The sequence below is a fragment of the Bradyrhizobium sp. i1.15.2 genome, from assembly GCF_040548425.1.
In the GTDB taxonomy this organism is placed as follows: domain Bacteria; phylum Pseudomonadota; class Alphaproteobacteria; order Rhizobiales; family Xanthobacteraceae; genus Bradyrhizobium; species Bradyrhizobium canariense.
The window spans coordinates 1-3354 of record NZ_JBEPRQ010000067.1; the positions used below are offsets into that span (position 1 = coordinate 1).

The window sequence follows — 3354 nt, forward strand, 5'->3', positions numbered from 1 at the left end:
TTGTACTCGTCCGAATAAGAACGTCGCTGCCGTTTCGTCATCTGACACCTCTTGCTGTCTAAGCTATAGGTGTCCACCGATTTAGGGGAGGCTCAACGGCAGCACGAGATGCGAAGCTTCATGCGCGAGCATCGCAATGTCAGAAATCCCAGCCGAGGACTCCTCGCCGCCCTCCAGGGCACGTGCGTCGGCTACTGAGCGATAACCCAGCAGTTGGTTGCGTCAGCGGTCTGGCTACCCGCCTCGCTCTAGGAGCGCACCACCCTTGAGTCCCGCGATGGTCTCACACTCTGGAACGTGGGCCCCCGGCGACAACGACGGCTACCGCCCTCCATGAGGATGACCAGCATCACATTGAAAGCCAAATTCGCCGCGTCACGGCGGGCGGACCTGGAGCGCGTCGGGTGCGTAAGTTAATAATCACGCGCGACGCATTGCGAGGCTGTTGCTTTCATGCCTCGTCTTCGCAGATAGGGCTGAGTTTGGCTCCAGTTGGCTCCCTGCGACTGTCGATCTACGCGAAGCAATGACCATCTCGCGGACGGAGTGCATCAGGGTAAAAGCCGTAAAATTCCGGAGTCGCCTCGCAAGGAGTGGCGCAAGAGCCTCCTTCTTCTTGATTTTGCTGCATTAATCATTAAATGCGGCATATAAATAAATAAATAGACTGGCGCTTTAATTTAAAATAGCTTTGATTTAATCAGGAGGGAATGACCATGGCGCTTCTTGGCCACGGTGGTCGCTTCTGAAGTGGCGAATATTGCAAAATCAATAATTGCCAAACGTGGCGGCCAAGCACTGGCCACGATGGGCAAGGGGGATACCGCTAGATCTTTCGCGTAACTTGGCAGCAGTTGATGGAGCTGCGGTCGGCGGACCTATCGCCGTTCGAGCGAGCGCTACCAATTTGCGTGAATTGATTTTGCGGCGACGCTCTCTGCTCTGCATTGGCAGGCGAGGTTGCGAATGACGTGCACGCATTTTGTAGCAATGTTCACTTGGGCGCCGGAAATTTCGAATTCTTCTCCGTCAATCTTCGATTTTTCGATCCAGCCAAGTTTGCGGTTTGCAAACATGGCAGCTGTCGGGCGCGCGACCGTGCACACGACATTCGCTCGCAAGCTCGGAGCGGCTCTAGCCCTAAACAGGCTTGAGCGGCACGAAGCGCTGAGCAGGACGATAGGCATGCTGAGCAGCTCGGCATCGTTCTTCAGCATAGGCAAGACAACGGCCGATCATCCCCGCGCCATTGTGCAATTTGTGCCGGTCCGTGAATGCGGACGGCGCATCACCCAGAGGATTTAAGCTATGGCGACGCAGGCAACGGGCGGCGGCAGCACGGTTTCGTTCGGCAATACTCCGCAAGCCAACACGGACATTTTCTCGTTTGCGGAAGACGCGAGCAACATTCTCATCTTGAACGTGCTGGCAAATGATCTTGGGGGCGCGGCCAAGACGCTGTTCTCCCTGGACGACGGAACGAGCACCTCTGCGTCCACCAAGAACTACGCCCCTGCGGATTTGCTGGTCAAAGATCTGGCGTACAGCAGTGACGCTGCCGGAATGGTCGGTACCGGTGACCGCAGCGCGCTCGGTGCGCGCATCTGGATCGAGTCGGACGGCACCGTTCATTACGATAAGGGCGACATCAACGTTCAGCTTCAGGCGCTGGCGACCGGGCAAACGCTGACGGATACGTTCACCTACGCGATCCAGCTGGGCAACGGCACGCTCAGTTGGGCGACCGTGACACTCCAGTTCAATGGGGCAAACGACTCGGTCTTCATCACATCGAGTCCGCAGAGCGGCTCGGTGGTCGAAGACGCGAATGCCACACCCGATGTCTCGGATTCGCAGAGCGCGGCCGGCACTATCAGTTTCAACGACGCCGATCTCAGCGACACGCATTCGGCCTCGTTCGCAGCAGCTTCTTCTAACACCACTTCACTGGGCACTTTCTCGCTCGACCCTGTCAACGAGGCGGCCAATGCTGCCAACGGCGCGGTGCAGTGGCACTACAATTTGAACAACGCGGCTGCGCAGTACCTCGCTGCAGGCCAAACCGTCGCCGAGAGTTTCGTGGTGACGATCAATGATGGTCACGGCTCGACAGCCACCCAGACGGTGACGGTCACGATCACCGGCACCAACGACATCGTGTCGATCACCTCGGGTGTCCAGAGCGGCGCGGTGGTGGAGGACGCCCCGTCGACGCCAAGTCTATCGGATTCCCTGGCTACGGCCGGGAGCATCAGCTTTAACGACGTAGATCTGAGCGATGGGCATACCGCGACGTTTGTCGCCGGGGCCGGCAACACTACCGCGCTCGGCACGTTCTCGCTCGATCCGGTGAGCGAGGCGGCCGCTGCTGCCAACGGGTCGGTGCAGTGGCACTACGCCTTGAACAACGCGGCTGCGCAGTACCTCGCCGAGGGCCAGAGCGTGACCGAGAGTTTCGTGGTGACGATCAATGATGGCCACGGCTCGACAGCCACCCAGACGGTGACGGTCACGATCACCGGCACCAACGACATCGTGTCGATCACCTCGGGTGTCCAGAGCGGCTCGGTGGTGGAGGACGCCCCGGCGACTCCGGATCCGTCGGATTCCCTGACGACGGCCGGCACCATCAGCTTTACCGACGTGGATCTGAGCGACGGGCATACCGCGACGTTTGTCGCCGGGGCAGGCAACACCACCGCGCTCGGCACCTTCTCGCTCGATCCGGTGAGCGAGGCGGCCAATGCTGCCAACGGGTCGGTGCAGTGGCACTACGCCTTGAACAACGCGGCTGCGCAGTACCTCGCCGAGGGCCAGAGCGTGACCGAGAGCTTCGTGGTGACGATCAATGATGGCCACGGCTCGACAGCCACCCAGACCGTGACGGTCACGATCACCGGCACCAACGACATCGTGTCGATCACCTCTGGTGTTCAGGCCGGCACAGTGGTCGAGGATGCCCCGGCGACGCCGGACCCGTCGGATTCCCTGACCGCAGCCGGCACGGTCAGCTTCACTGACGTGGATCTAAGCGACGGGCATACCGCGACATTCGTCGTTGCGCCAGCCAACACGACTGCGCTCGGCACCTTCTCGCTTGGTGCGGTGAGCGAGGCGGCAAATGCCGCCAACGGGTCGGTGCAGTGGCACTACAACCTGAACAACGTGGCCGCGCAGCACCTCGCCGCGGGCCAGAGCGTGACCGAGAGCTTTGTCGTTACTGTCAATGATGGTCATGGCTCAACGGCCACCCAGACCGTGACGATCACGCTGACCGGCACCAACGACACGCCGGTTGCGGTTGCCGACACCAACAGCGGTCTGGAAGACAGCACCATCACGGGCTCTGTGGCG

2 protein-coding genes are annotated in these 3354 nt (G+C 60.3%); one reads left to right on the forward strand and one right to left on the reverse strand.

Annotated features, from left to right (window positions below):
* Positions 1-899: 899 nt before the first annotated feature.
* A complete protein-coding gene (locus ABIB80_RS39160; RefSeq protein ID WP_354129634.1) occupies positions 900-1217 on the reverse strand; it encodes a hypothetical protein in 318 nt (105 codons plus the stop codon).
* A gap of 91 nt (positions 1218-1308) precedes the next feature.
* Here ABIB80_RS39160 and ABIB80_RS39165 point away from each other — a divergent pair.
* Positions 1309-3354 (forward strand): VCBS domain-containing protein (locus ABIB80_RS39165; protein ID WP_354129635.1); only part of this gene is annotated, 2046 nt, incomplete at its 3' end.